Here is a 13,960-nt window from a genome sequence, read left to right as displayed (position 1 = left end):
CTCGATAATTACTGTAGGTCACGGTTTGTGTGGGAGCGGGCTGGCCCGCGATAGCATCACCGCGTGCTGTCAGCCAGACCGCAGCGCCTGCATCGCCGGCCAGCCCGCTTCCACCTAAAGCCGGTCTCCACATTCAATTGGGGTCGCCGTAGTGTTTTAGCTTAACCCCAGTTCTTGCCAGATCCGTTTCACCTGCCGCCGTTCGTCGGCAAACTGATCCCCGGCCACCACACCCGCCTCGTTCTGCAAGGCCTGGCGATGGGCTGCCGAGCGGTAGGCCTTATACACCTCGCGCAACAGGTGGGCATCGGCGGCGGGCATCAGCCCGACCTGCTCCAAGCCTTCCAGGATGCGGATATTGTCGGTATAGCGCAGCAGCAATGGATGTTGCGCAGACCACGCCAAAGCGGCGTATTGCACCATAAATTCAATATCGACGATACCTCCTGCGTCCTGCTTGAGATCGAACAGCGCCGTGGGCTCGAAGGCATTCGCCGCGGTGCCGGCTGCGGTCGACTTGGTGCCCAGGTTGTCACGCATCTTGGTGCGCATCTCGCTGACCTCCTGGCGCAGCTTCGCCAGGTCCTGCGTGCGCCCCAGTACCCGCGCCCGTACGGCCTCAAACGCCCGGCCCACGTCCTGGCTGCCGACCAGCACGCGCGCGCGCACCAGGGCTTGATGCTCCCAGGTCCAGGCCTCGTTTTCCTGATAACGGGCAAATGCCCCCAGGGAGCTGACCAGCAGGCCGGATGCGCCAGAAGGTCGCAGGCGCATATCCACTTCGTACAATTGCCCGGAGTTGGTCTGGGTGGCCAGCAGGTGAATGATCCGCTGGCCCAGGCGGGTAAAGAACTGCGCGCCATCAATCGGCTTGGCGCCGTCGGTTTCGGCCTGGGGGTCACCGTCGTGGATAAACACCAGGTCCAGGTCCGAGCCATGTCCCAGTTCGATACCGCCGACCTTGCCATAACCGACGATGATAAATCCGGGGTCGCACAAGGTACCGTCCAGGCGTTGCGGCGTACCGTGGCGGGCCACGGTCTGGCGCCAGGCCAGGGCCAGCACCTGCTCCAGAATCGCCTCGGCGAGCCAGGTCAGGTAGTCGCTGACCTTCATCAGCGGCAGGCTGCCAGCGATTTCCGAGGCCGCGACCCGCAACCGGTGCGCCAGCTTGAAGTGGCGCAGGGCTTCCATTTGCTGCTCAAGGTCATCCTCAGGGATGCGTGTGAGGCGCTCGCGCAGTTCGGCGGCCAGTTCCGGCGCCAAGGGCGGTTTGAACAGGCGGCCTTCGTTAAGCAATTCGTCCAGCAGCAGCGGGAAGCGGGTGATCTGCTCGGCAATCCACGGGCTGGCGGCGCACAGGGTCAACAACCGACGCAAGGCGTCAGGGTTTTCCGTCAACAGCACCAGATAAGCAGAACGCCGCGCGACGGCCTCTACCAACGGCAGCACACGCTCCAGCACCAGGTCCGGGTTGGCATGTTCGACAGCCTGGGCCAGCAGGCGCGGGATAAACGCATCCAGACGCTCACGCCCCAGGCGCTGCATCGCGCGCAATTGCGGGCTGCCGCGCAGGCTGGCCAAGGCTTTCAAGGCCTTGGGCGCGTCGGCAAAGCCGCCTTCGGCCAATTGGCGACAGGCGGCCTCCTCATTTTGGGATTCTTCCCACAAGGGCAGCCACTCGCCACCCACCACCAATTCGCTTTCCACCCCCTCCTCTTCGTCCGGATCGGCAATCACCTGGCGGAAATGCCAGTCCACCCGGCCACGCCAATACATCAACTGTTCATGGAACGCCGTCCAGTTGGCAAAACCCAACATAAAGGCAATGCGCGCCTGGTCCTCGTCCGTGTTGGGAAGCATTTGCGTCTGGCGATCGGCAATGGCCTGGATCGCATGCTCGGTGTAGCGCAGGAACTCATAGCCGGCACGCAACTCGGCAATCACCGCCGGCGGCAGGTAGCCCTGGCCTTCCAGGGTGCCCAGCACCTTCAGCAGCGGCCGTTGTTGCAGGCTGAGGTCGCGGCCACCGTGAATCAGCTGGAACGCCTGGGCGATAAACTCCACCTCGCGGATGCCGCCAGCCCCCAGCTTGATGTTGTCAGCCATGCCCTTGCGCCGCACTTCCTGCTGGATCAAACTGCTTCATGGTGCGCAGCGCTTCGATCGCAGAAAAGTCCAGGTAACGCCGATAGACAAACGGGCGCAGCAGGTCGAGCAGTTGCGCGCCGGCCACCTGGTCGCCGGCCACCACCCGCGCCTTGATCATCGCGTAGCGTTCCCAGTCGCGGCCCTGGTCTCCTGGTAGTACTGCTCCAATGCGTTGAAGCTCAACACCAGCGCCCCGGCGGAGCCGTAGGGCCGCAGGCGCATATCGACCCGGAACACAAAGCCGTCGACAGTCATCGGGTCCAGGGCCTTGATCAGCTTCTGGCCCAGACGGATAAAGAACTCCTGGTTGTCGAGGGCCCGCTTGGCGCCCACGGTCTCGCCGCCTTCGGGGTAGGCGAAGATCAGGTCGATGTCCGACGACAGGTTCAGTTCCACCGCACCCAGCTTGCCCATGCCGAGGATGACCATCTGCTGCGGCTCGCCGCTGCGCCCGCCGATGGGGGTGCCGAATTGCGCGCAGTGGCGCTGGTACAGCCACTGGTAAGCCTGGTCGATGCTGGCGTCGGCCATGTCCGACAGGTCGCGGCAGGTCTGTACCAGGTCCGCCTGTCGGGTCAGGTCGCGCCAGATGATCCGCACTTGCTGGCGGGTGCGCTGGCGACGCAGCACACGCCCCAGCTCATCTTCTGTTTCAGCCTGTTGCACGGCTGCGGCAATCTGCCCACACAGCTCATCAGGCGCAAAGCCGCGGTCCAGCTCGCCCCAGGCCACCAGCTCAAGCAACATCAAAGGGTCACGAACACTCTGTTCAATCACAAAATCGCTGGCGGCACACACCCGGGCGAAGTCGGCCCAACGTTGCGGCGTCCACGCAGACAGGCCATGATCGGCATCCAGCATGGCCGCCGCGTCACGAAATGACTGCTCGGCCCGGTTGGCAAATGGCAACAGAACGGCTGGGAGTTCAACCAGCGTTGGAAGGCTCATGGTCTATCCTTGATCGGCGCGTGAATGGCGAGTGGCTGTGAACGCAAGAACCACGCTCGATGAAGGACTGTCGAACAAAAGTTAGAAATAGCTGAAAAATCATTAATTTTGGCAGGCAACATTAAACTTCTACCTTTTCTTGTTCGCAAAAGATCAACAATAACGATTATGCTCACCAGCCAGACCGAGCAACCACCTCGGTCTTGTGTAGTTTTACTACTCGTATATACATTCGAAAGGCTGAAATGGCCGACGATTTGTAGTAAAACTACAGGACGCCGAAGCAACCTTCGGCCATCCAAGAATTTATGTCGTCTGCCCACAAGGCCAGTCGCAAACTTCAGGCAACCGATTCTGGTAGCCTTTCCGCCCTGGAGCAAGCCATGCAAGACCTCGATCCCGTCGAAACCCAGGAATGGCTGGACGCCCTGGAATCGGTTCTCGACAAAGAAGGCGAAGACCGTGCTCACTACCTGATGACCCGTATGGGCGAACTCGCGACCCGCAGCGGCTCGCAACTGCCCTACGCCATCACCACGCCATACCGCAACACCATCCCCGTTACCCACGAAGCACGCATGCCTGGCGACCTGTTCATGGAACGCCGCATTCGCTCGCTGGTACGCTGGAACGCGATGGCGATGGTTATGCGCACGAACTTGAAAGATTCTGACCTGGGCGGTCACATCTCCAGCTTCGCTTCCAGCGCAACCCTGTATGACATTGGCTTCAACTACTTCTTCCAGGCCCCGACCGAAGAACACGGCGGCGACCTGATCTACTTCCAGGGTCACACCTCGCCAGGCGTCTACGCCCGTGCGTTCATGGAAGGTCGCATCACCGAAGACCAGATGAACAACTTCCGCCAGGAAGTCGACGGTGGCGGCCTGTCGTCGTACCCGCACCCTTGGCTGATGCCTGACTTCTGGCAGTTCCCGACCGTATCCATGGGTCTGGGCCCGATCCAGGCGATCTACCAGGCACGTTTCATGAAGTACCTGGAAGCCCGTGGCTTCATCCCCGAAGGCAAGCAGAAGGTCTGGTGTTTCCTGGGCGACGGCGAGTGCGACGAGCCGGAATCCCTGGGCGCCATCTCCCTGGCCGGCCGCGAGAAGCTGGACAACCTGATCTTCGTCATCAACTGCAACCTGCAGCGCCTCGACGGCCCGGTTCGCGGCAACGGCAAGATCATCCAGGAACTCGAAGGCGTGTTCCGCGGTGCCCAGTGGAACGTAACCAAAGTCATCTGGGGCCGTTTCTGGGACCCACTGCTGGCCAAGGACGTCGACGGTATCCTGCAACGCCGCATGGACGAAGTCATCGACGGCGAGTACCAGAACTACAAAGCCAAAGACGGCGCGTTCGTACGTGAACACTTCTTCAACACGCCTGAACTCAAGGCGATGGTTGCCGACCTGTCCGACGACGAGATCTGGAAACTCAACCGTGGCGGCCACGACCCGTACAAGGTCTACGCGGCGTACCACGAAGCGGTCAACCACAAAGAACAACCAACCGTCATCCTGGCCAAGACCATCAAGGGTTATGGCACCGGTGCCGGCGAAGCGAAGAACACCGCGCACAACACCAAGAAAGTCGATGTCGACAGCCTGAAGTTGTTCCGCGACCGCTTCGACATTCCGGTCAAGGACGAAGAGCTGGAGAACCTGCCGTTCTTCAAGCCCGAGCCAAACAGCGCCGAAGCCCGCTACCTCAGCGAGCGTCGCACTGCACTGGGCGGTTTCGTACCACAGCGCCGCGCACAGAGCTTCAGCGTACCGACGCCGGACCTCAGCACCCTCAAGGCAATCCTTGACGGTTCGGGCGACCGTGAAATCTCCACCACCATGGCCTTTGTGCGGATCCTCGCGCAGCTGGTCAAGGACAAGGAAATCGGCCCGCGCATCGTCCCTATCATCCCGGACGAAGCCCGTACCTTCGGTATGGAAGGCATGTTCCGCCAGTTGGGCATCTACTCCTCCGTCGGCCAGCTCTACGAGCCAGTCGATAAAGACCAGGTGATGTTCTACAAGGAAGACAAGAAGGGCCAGATCCTCGAAGAAGGCATCAACGAAGCGGGCGCCATGAGCTCCTTCATCGCTGCCGGTACTTCGTACTCCAGCCACAACCAGCCGATGCTGCCGTTCTACATCTTCTACTCGATGTTCGGCTTCCAGCGCATTGGCGACCTGGCTTGGGCAGCAGGCGACAGCCGTACCCGTGGTTTCCTGATCGGCGGTACCGCCGGGCGCACCACGCTGAACGGCGAAGGCCTGCAACACGAAGACGGTCACAGCCACATCCTGGCTGCCACCATCCCGAACTGCCGCACCTTTGATCCAACCTACGGCTACGAGCTGGCGGTGATCATCCAGGACGGCATGAAGAAGATGACCGAAGAGCAGCAGGACGTTTTCTACTACATCACCGTGATGAACGAGTCCTACCAGCAACCTGCCATGCCGGCCGGTGTTGAAGAAGGCATCATCAAGGGCATGTACCTGCTCGAAGAAGACACCAAGGAAGCGGCACACCACGTGCAACTGATGGGCTCCGGCACCATCCTGCGCGAAGTGCGTGAAGCGGCGAAGATCCTGCGTGAAGAGTTCAACGTCGGCGCTGATGTGTGGAGCGTTACCAGCTTCAACGAACTGCGTCGCGACGGCCTGGCCGTAGAGCGCAGCAACCGCCTGCACCCAGGCCAGAAGCCTGCGCTGAGCTACGTCGAAGAGTGCCTGGCTGGCCGTAAGGGGCCGGTTATCGCCTCTACCGACTACATGAAACTGTTTGCTGAACAAATTCGCCAGTGGGTCCCGTCCAAGGAATTCAAAGTCCTGGGCACCGATGGTTTCGGCCGCAGTGACAGCCGCAAGAAGCTGCGTCACTTCTTCGAAGTCGACCGTCACTTTGTGGTGTTGGCAGCCCTGGAAGCCTTGGCTGACCGTGGTGAGATCGAACCCAAGGTGGTGGCTGACGCCATCGTCAAGTTCGGGATCAACCCGGAAAAACGCAACCCACTGGACTGCTGAGGAGACTTTTTGTGAGCGAACTCATTCGCGTACCTGACATCGGCAGCGGTGAAGGTGAAGTAATCGAGCTGTTTGTAAAGGTCGGCGACACCGTCGAAGCCGACCAGAGCATCCTGACCCTGGAGTCGGACAAGGCGAGCATGGAAATCCCTGCTCCCAAGGCCGGCGTGGTCAAGAGCCTGAAAGTGAAGCTGGGCGACCGCCTGAAAGAAGGCGACGAACTGCTGGAGCTGGAAATCGAAGGTGCCGCTGATGCGGCCCCGGCGGCGGCGCCTGCTGCCGCTGCTGCACCGGCACCAGCCGCCGAAAAACCTGCTGCTGCCGAGGCGCCTGCTGCCCCGGCCGCAGCTCCGGCCGCTGCCACTGTCCAGGACATTCACGTCCCGGACATCGGCTCGTCGGGCAAGGCCAAGATCATCGAGCTGCTGGTCAAAGTCGGCGACACCGTCGAAGCCGACCAGTCGCTGATCACCCTGGAGTCCGACAAGGCCTCCATGGAAATCCCATCGCCGGCTGCCGGCGTAGTGGAAAGCATCGCGGTCAAGCTCGAAGACGAAGTCGGCACTGGTGACTTCATCCTCAAGCTGAAAGTACAAGGCGCTGCGCCTGCTGCTGCTCCGGCGCCTGCCGCTGCTGCTCCGGCCGCCAAAGCTGAAGCTGCACCGGCTGCTGCCGCCCCGGCTCCTGCGGCAAAAGCCGAGGCCGCACCGGCCCCGGCGGCTGCCCCTGCGCCAAGTGGTGCCAAGGCTCACGCCGGCCCTGCCGTGCGTCAACTGGCCCGTGAATTCGGCGTCGAGCTGAGCGCTGTCAGCCCTACCGGCCCACATGGTCGCGTGCTCAAGGAAGACGTGCAGGTCTACGTCAAGTCCATGATGCAAAAAGCCAAGGAAGCTCCGGCTGCCGGTGCTGCTACCGGTGGCTCGGGCATACCGCCGATCCGCACCGTAGACTTCAGCCGCTTCGGCGAAATCGAAGAAGTGCCGATGACGCGCCTGATGCAAATCGGCGCAGCCGGTCTGCACGCCAGCTGGCTGAACATTCCGCATGTGACTCAGTTCGACCAGGCCGACATCACCGACCTGGAAGCTTTCCGCGTTGCGCAGAAAGCTGTGGCCGAGAAGGCTGGCGTCAAGCTGACCGTGCTGCCACTGCTGCTCAAGGCCTGCGCGCACCTGCTCAAGGAGCTGCCGGACTTCAACAGTTCGCTGGCACCAAGCGGCAAGGCGATCATTCGCAAGAAATACGTGCACATCGGCTTCGCCGTCGACACCCCGGATGGCCTGCTGGTACCGGTCATCAAGAACGTCGACCAGAAGAGCCTGCTGCAACTGGCTGCCGAAGCGGCTGCACTGGCTGCCAAGGCCCGCGACAAGAAGCTGACTCCGGACGACATGCAAGGTGCCTGCTTCACCATCTCCAGCCTCGGGCACATTGGCGGCACTGGCTTCACGCCAATCGTCAACGCGCCGGAAGTGGCGATCCTCGGTGTTTCCAAGGCCACTATCCAGCCTGTGTGGGACGGCAAGGCCTTCCAGCCGAAGCTGATGCTGCCACTGTCGCTGTCCTACGATCACCGCGTGATCAATGGCGCGGCCGCTGCACGCTTCACCCAGCGCCTGAGCCAGTTGCTGAACGACATCCGCACCATCCTGCTGTAAACGGCAGCGGCCTCCCCTTCACCGGGGAGGCCTGGCTGCAACGATTTCCGAGCGCCACGCTCGTACCTCAACCCCGCCAACTTGGCGGGGCTTTTTTTGCCCGCCTCAATTGCCCAGGCGCCTACAAAGACCACGCAGGATAACCGTCCATCATTGCGACTGTAGAAATCCGCTGCACGGCCGATAACCCACTTATAGCACTTAGCCTTCATCCTCTCTTGTCAGTCCGTGCTGCATGATGCAACCTTGCCGCAGACAGCAACAAAGAGGGCGATAGCCCAGCGCGATGCGCATTTTTCCAAGCGAGCTCCCCCATGAAAAGCCAACCCGATGTCGCCCGAACGGCGGCCGAGGTCGTGACGCAATTACCGGTGCCTTCGCGCCTCGGTATGCTGCGTTTCGAGCGGCTGAATGAGGCCAGCTGGGCGCTGCTGTACCTTGACCCCAATTGTGAACGCCAATTCGGCTTGCCCGCCGTAGAGCTGTGCTCGCTGATCGGCTCGCCCTACGCCAGCCTGATGGAGCCCCAGGCACGCTACCAGTTGCATGACGCGATCCAGCAGCAACTGACCGCCAGCCCCCACTACCTGGTGCGCTACACCTTGCACACCAACGACGGCCAGTTGAGCCTGCTGGAGGTCGGCGAGGCCTACAAGCAGCACAATCGCCACCTGCTACGCGGCTACCTGATGGTGGTAGACGGCTTGTTCAGCAACCCGGCGCCGATGCCCACCGCCGACCTGGAGGACCAGAACAGCCGCCTGCAGATCGCCCTGGAGCTCAACCAGCGTGCACAACAGGAACAGTTACAGCACCTGGAGCGGGTGCGCGCCCAGCAGGAGCTGATCCTGCTGCTGGCCCGCCAGCGCTACAGCACCAACAATTCCCTGCAAGAAGCCGCCGAACTGATCACCCGCAGTGCCTGCGATATCTACCAGATCGACTGCGCCAGTATCTGGAACCTCGAAGGCCAGCAACTGGTGCCGATTTCTGCTTTTCACCGCGCCGACCAGCAGCACCATCTGCCCTTGCCGATTGATGCCAGCGGCTTCCCGGACTACCTGGAAGCCCTGCAAAGCAGCCGCGCCATCGACGCCGGCAATGCCCTGCGCGATCCCCGCACCCGGGACATGGCCGAAAGCCTGCGCCCCCTGGAAGTCCACGCCATGCTCGACGCCAGTATCCGCGTGGATGGCCAGGTGGTGGGCGTGCTGTGCCTGGAACAAAGCACTTGCACCCGAGATTGGCTGTCCGATGAAATTGCCTTTGCCGGTGAATTGGCCGACCAGTTCGCCCAGGTCATCAACAACCACAACCGTCGCACCGCCACCAGCGCCCTGCATCTGTTCCAGCGCGCCGTGGAGCAAAGTGCCAACGCCTTCCTGCTGGTCAATTGCGACGGCGTAGTGGAGTACGTCAACCCCAGCTTTACCGCAATCACCCAGTACAGCACCGAAGAAGTCCACGGCCATCGCCTGGCCCAGTTGCCGGCCCTGGAAAACCTCAGCGAACTGCTGTTCGACGCGCCCTCCAGCCTGGCCCAAAGCAACAGCTGGCAGGGCGAGTTCAAGAGCCGGCGCAAAAACCTCGAACCGTACTGGGGCCAGCTGTCGATTTCCAAAGTGTATGGCGACAACCGCGAACTGACCCACTACATCGGCATCTACGAAGACATCACCCAGGCCAAGCTGGCCCAGCAGCGTATCGAGCGCCTGGCCTACACCGACAACCTGACCAACCTGGGCAACCGCCCGGCGTTTATCCGCAACCTCGACGAACGCTTCGCCCGCGACAGCGACGCGCCCATCAGCCTGTTGCTGGTGGATATCGACAACTTCAAGCGGATCAACGACAGCCTCGGCCACCAGACCGGCGACAAGTTGCTGATCAGCCTTGCCCGGCGCCTGCGCAACAGCCTCAATGCCGGCGGCAGCCTGGCGCGTTTTGCCAGTAACGAATTTGCGGTGCTGCTCGACAACGCCGACCTTGAAGTCGGCCAGCAAATGGCCTGCCAGTTGTTGATGACCCTCGACAAACCGATGTTCGTCGACAACCAGTTGATCAGCGTCACCGGCTCCGTGGGCCTGGCCTGCGCCCCGCTGCATGGCCGCGACCCACAGACCCTGATGCGCAACGCCGGCCTGGCGCTGCACAAGGCCAAGGCCAACGGCAAGCACCAGGTGCAGGTGTTTACCGAAACCCTGAATGCCGAGGCCAGTTACAAACTGTTCGTGGAAAACAATCTGCGCCGCGCCCTGACCCAGAACGAGCTGGACGTGTTCTACCAGCCCAAGCTGTGCCTGCGCAGCGGGCGCCTGCTCGGCATGGAGGCGCTGTTGCGCTGGAACCACCCGGAAAAGGGCATGATCCGTCCGGACCAGTTCATCAGCGTCGCCGAAGAGACCGGCCTGATCATCCCCATCGGCAAATGGATCGCGCGCCAGGCCTGCCGCATGAGCAAGCAGTTGAGCGCCGCGGGCATGGGCAACTTGCAGGTGGCGATCAACCTGTCGCCCAAGCAGTTTTCCGACCCGGACCTGGTGGCATCCATCGCCAGCATCCTCAAGGAAGAACAGCTACCGGCCAACCTGCTGGAGCTGGAGCTGACCGAGGGCCTGCTGCTGGAAGCCACCGAGGACACGCGCCTGCAACTGGATCAGTTGAAGAGTTTCGGCCTGACCCTGGCCATGGATGATTTCGGCACCGGCTACTCGTCCCTGAGTTACCTGAAGAAATTCCCCATCGACATCATCAAGATCGACCGCAGCTTTATCCATGAAATCCCGGACAACCAGGACGACATGGAAATCACCTCGGCGGTGATCGCCATGGCGCACAACCTCAAGCTCAAGGTGGTCGCCGAAGGCATCGAGACTGCCGAGCAACTGGCGTTCCTGCGCCGCCATCGCTGCGACGTCGGCCAGGGCTACCTGTTCGACCGGCCAATCCCCGGCTCCGAGTTGCTGGACAGGCTCAAACGCTATCCACGCGGGCCAATCGCCTGACAGCGCTGTAACACTCGGGCACACTGGTGGTCTGAACTGTTAACTCAACCTGACGAGAGGACTGATCATGGTCTTGCGCTCGGAAATCCTGGTGAATAAAAACGTGCTGCCTACTGCCGAACAAGCCCTGCCTGGTCGTGAAACCCCGATGAATCTGCCCGAGACGCACTTCGTCAACGGCAACCCGCTGCTGGGCCCGTTTATGGACGATGTGGGGTTTGCGATTTTTGGCCTCGGCTGTTTCTGGGGCGCAGAACGCAAATTCTGGCAGCGCGACGGCGTGGTCAGCACCGTGGTCGGCTACGCCGGCGGCTTCACACCAAACCCGACCTACGAAGAAGTCTGCTCGGGCCTGACCGGCCATAGCGAAGTGGTGCTGGTGGTGTATGACCAGGCCAAACTCAAGTACGAAGACCTGTTGAAAATGTTCTGGGAACTGCACAACCCAACCCAGGGCATGCGCCAGGGCAATGACATTGGCAGCCAGTATCGCTCGGTGATCTACGCGACCACGCCTGAGCAACTGGAGGCTGCGAAGGCCAGTGCACAGGCCTATCAGGAAGAACTGACCAAGGCCGGCCTGGGCGAGATCACCACGGAAATCGACGAGGCGCCCACGGTGTACTTCGCCGAGGCCTATCACCAGCAGTACCTGGCGAAGAATCCCCAGGGTTATTGCGGGATCGGCGGTACTGGCGTGACCTGCCCGATCTGACGTCAAAAGCATCGCGGGCAAGCCCGCTCCCACATGGGATCACATCACCATGTGGGAGCGGGCTTGCCCGCGATAGCACTCTAAAGAGCGATGCCGTTACTCGGCGATCAGCCAATCCATCTGCCACCCACCCTGGGTCTGCCCCAGTTTTTTCGACAGCCACGGCAGCAGCTCACGCAACTCCTCCTCCAGCCCCCACGGCGGGTTGGCAATCGCCAGGCCCGAACCGGTCAGGGTGTTGGGGGTATCCAGCGGATGCACCAGCAACTCCACGCGCAGCAGCTTTGGCGCGCCGGTGCCGGCCAGGTCCTGGTAGAAACGGCGCAACATGCGCTGGTCCTTGACCGGGTACCAGATCGCGGCGACCGTCTGGCGCATGCGGCCCACGGCTTCCTTGAGGGAGGCGGCGCAACGCTGCATCTCGTCGAGTTGCTCGAACGGCGGGTCGATCAGCATCAGCGCGCGCTTTTCCGGCACCGGCAGCAAGGCCCGTGGCACATGCCAGCCTTCGCCCAGATGGACCTTCACACGGCGGTCGCCCTTCATGTTGTCCTTGAGCAACACGCCGTCTTCCGGGTGTTTTTCGTTGAGCAGCACGCGGTCCTGGGGGCGGGTCAGGCGTCGCGCCAGTTCTGGCGAACCAGGGTAATAGCGCAATTGGCCATCCGGGTTCATCTCGTGCAGCACCCGCATGTAGTCAGCGGTCAGCGCCGGCAGGTCCGCCTCGCCCCACAGGCGGGCAATGCCTTCCAGGTATTCACCGGTGCGGTTGGCCTGGTCGCCTTGCAGGTCATACAGACCAATCCCGGCGTGGGTGTCGAGATAGGCAAACGGCTGTTCCTTGCGCGACATCAGGGCGATGAGGCGGGTCAAGGTCAGGTGTTTGAAGACATCGGCGTGGTTGCCGGCGTGAAAGGCGTGACGATAATTCATGGTTGCTCCTGCGCAGGGGGCGAAGTTTACCTTTTACGCGGGCAAAGGTGCAGGGCTGCATGCCGGGCGGTGCTTATGTCGCAAATGTAGGAACAGCAGCGAAAACGTTCTAGCGAGTTATGTGCGAGCGGGCTTGCCCGCGATGCAGGCGACGCGGTATTACCCGTACTCTGCGCTGATGCCATCGCAGGCAAGCCAGCTCCTACCTTATCCGGGGCTGCCCCATGCAATCCAGGGAGGTCAGTATCCACCATGAAAGACGCCACAATCGCATTGCACCACGGCTTCAAATCGGACCCGACCACCAAGGCGGTCGCCGTGCCGATCTACCAGAACGTCGCCTTCGAGTTCGATAACGCCCAGCATGGCGCCGATCTGTTCAACCTCGACGTACCCGGCAATATCTACACGCGGATCATGAACCCCACCAACGACGTGCTGGAACAGCGCATGGCCGCGCTGGAAGGCGGGATCGCGGCCCTGGCCGTGTCGGCGGGCAGCGCGGCCATTCACTATGCCATCCAGGCCCTGACCCGCGCCGGCGACAATATCGTCTCCACCCCACAGCTGTACGGCGGCACCTACACCCTGTTCGCCCACCTGCTGCCGAGCTTCGGCGTTGATGTGCGCTTCGCCCGCAACGACTCGGCCGAGGCCATCGCCGAGCTGATCGACGACAACACCAAGCTGGTGTACTGCGAAAGCATCGGCAACCCGGCGGGCAATATCGTCGACCTGCAGGCCCTGGCCGACGTCGCCCATGCCCGCGGCGTACCGCTGATGGTGGATAACACCGTCGCCACGCCGATCCTGTGCAAGCCGATCCAGTTTGGCGCGGATATCGTCGTGCATTCCCTGACCAAGTATGTCGGCGGCCACGGCAACTCCCTGGGCGGGGTGATTGTCGACAGCGGCACCTTCCCCTGGACCGACTACCCGCAGAAATTCCCCGGCCTCAACCAACCCGAGCCGGCCTACCATGGCGTGGTGTACAGCGAGAAATTCGGCCCCGCAGCCTTTATTGCCCGTGCCCGCACCGTGCCGCTGCGCAACACCGGTGCCGCCCTGGCCCCGATGAATGCCTTCCTGCTGCTGCAAGGCCTGGAAACCCTGGCCCTGCGCATGGAACGCCACACCGAGAACGCGTTGAAAGTCGCGCAGTTCCTGCAGGCCCACGAGCAGGTGGAATGGGTCAGCTACGCCGGCCTGCCGGATCACCCGCACCATCACCTGGCGCAAAAGTACATGCAGGGCAAACCCTCGGCGATCCTGTCCTTCGGCCTGAAGGGCGGCTATGCCGCCGGGGTGCGCTTCTACGATGCGCTGCAGATCTTCAAGCGCCTGGTGAATATCGGCGACGCCAAGTCCCTGGCCTGCCACCCAGCGTCCACCACCCACCGGCAGATGAACGAGCAGGAGCAGGCCAAGGCCGGCGTACGTCCGGAGATGATCCGCCTGTCGGTGGGCATCGAGGCGATCGAGGACCTGCTCGATGACTTGCAGCAGTCACTGAACGCCTGA

The 13,960-nt window shown here is 62.0% G+C and carries 6 protein-coding genes and 1 pseudogene; 5 read left to right on the top strand and 2 right to left on the bottom strand.

Translation table 11 applies throughout. The annotated features are described in order from the left end of the window. Positions 1-156 precede the first annotated feature (156 nt). Positions 157-3,099, bottom strand: a pseudogene (glnE, locus tag PSH80_RS02075) (bifunctional [glutamate--ammonia ligase]-adenylyl-L-tyrosine phosphorylase/[glutamate--ammonia-ligase] adenylyltransferase). 383 nt (positions 3,100-3,482) lie between these two features. On the opposite strand from glnE, the gene aceE reads away from it, so the two are divergent. The 4 genes from aceE (at position 3,483) to msrA (ending at position 11,506) form a co-directional block, all read left to right on the top strand. Beyond that, the gene (aceE, locus tag PSH80_RS02070; protein WP_057958114.1) at positions 3,483-6,128 is read left to right on the top strand and encodes a pyruvate dehydrogenase (acetyl-transferring), homodimeric type; all 2,646 of its coding nucleotides are present in this window, start codon (positions 3,483-3,485) and stop codon (positions 6,126-6,128) included. Positions 6,129-6,139: 11 nt separating this feature from the next. Further along, positions 6,140-7,786, top strand: a complete 1,647-nt coding sequence (gene aceF, locus PSH80_RS02065; RefSeq protein ID WP_169989274.1) for a dihydrolipoyllysine-residue acetyltransferase — start codon at positions 6,140-6,142, stop codon at positions 7,784-7,786. 314 nt (positions 7,787-8,100) lie between these two features. Beyond that, a complete protein-coding gene (locus PSH80_RS02060) occupies positions 8,101-10,791 on the top strand; it encodes a bifunctional diguanylate cyclase/phosphodiesterase (protein ID WP_120731356.1) in 2,691 nt (896 codons plus the stop codon). A 67-nt stretch (positions 10,792-10,858) separates the two neighbouring features. Then, a complete protein-coding gene (msrA, locus tag PSH80_RS02055; protein ID WP_057444633.1) occupies positions 10,859-11,506 on the top strand; it encodes a peptide-methionine (S)-S-oxide reductase MsrA in 648 nt (215 codons plus the stop codon). A 96-nt stretch (positions 11,507-11,602) separates the two neighbouring features. Here the strand turns inward: msrA and PSH80_RS02050 are convergent, their stop codons facing one another. Then, positions 11,603-12,439, bottom strand: coding sequence for a 23S rRNA (adenine(2030)-N(6))-methyltransferase RlmJ (locus PSH80_RS02050; RefSeq protein ID WP_057958111.1), 837 nt, complete (start codon positions 12,437-12,439; stop codon positions 11,603-11,605). A gap of 252 nt (positions 12,440-12,691) precedes the next feature. Here PSH80_RS02050 and PSH80_RS02045 point away from each other — a divergent pair, with 252 nt between their 5' ends. Beyond that, complete coding sequence (locus tag PSH80_RS02045) at positions 12,692-13,960, top strand: O-acetylhomoserine aminocarboxypropyltransferase/cysteine synthase family protein (protein ID WP_057437305.1); 1,269 nt, start codon at positions 12,692-12,694, stop codon at positions 13,958-13,960.

Origin of the sequence: Pseudomonas sp. FP818, from assembly GCF_030687335.1 — a bacterium.
Taxonomy (GTDB): Bacteria; Pseudomonadota; Gammaproteobacteria; order Pseudomonadales; family Pseudomonadaceae; genus Aquipseudomonas; species Aquipseudomonas shahriarae.
The sequence above is the reverse complement of the archived record's forward strand: the minus strand, read 5'-3'. Positions and strand labels throughout refer to the sequence as shown.